Origin of the sequence: Bacillus sp. SIMBA_031, from assembly GCF_046535225.1 — a bacterium.
GTDB lineage: Bacteria > Bacillota > Bacilli > Bacillales > Bacillaceae > Bacillus > Bacillus velezensis.
On sequence record NZ_JAWRXC010000120.1, the window covers coordinates 1 to 300 of the forward strand.

Below are 300 nucleotides of genomic sequence, written 5' to 3' on the forward strand. Positions count from 1 at the left end.
CTATATGCTGGATAGCTGTCATAATAATTGACAGATAAAATTTTTAGCAAACCAGCGGAAGGATATGTATTGTTCTGGTCGTAATACACATCCATTCCTTCTCGATTAAAAGAAATATTTTGAGTCCTTTTTACGTTATTGATTCCAAAAGCGCTTGCATTTGTCTGCTCCATACTTCTTTCTCCTCCTGAAGCAATACCTGTAAATGCGACTCTACCATAAGAATCATACTTGGTAAATAGCCATTGCCCCTTTGTTTTTAGTATGGCATCACGTGTTGCTATTGGCCTATCTTGCTTG

The 300-nt window shown here is 37.3% G+C and carries 1 protein-coding gene; it reads right to left on the reverse strand.

The window, feature by feature from the left end:
- A partial coding sequence (locus tag SB724_RS19755) for a hypothetical protein (protein WP_410572497.1) occupies positions 1 to 300 on the reverse strand: 300 nt, incomplete at both ends.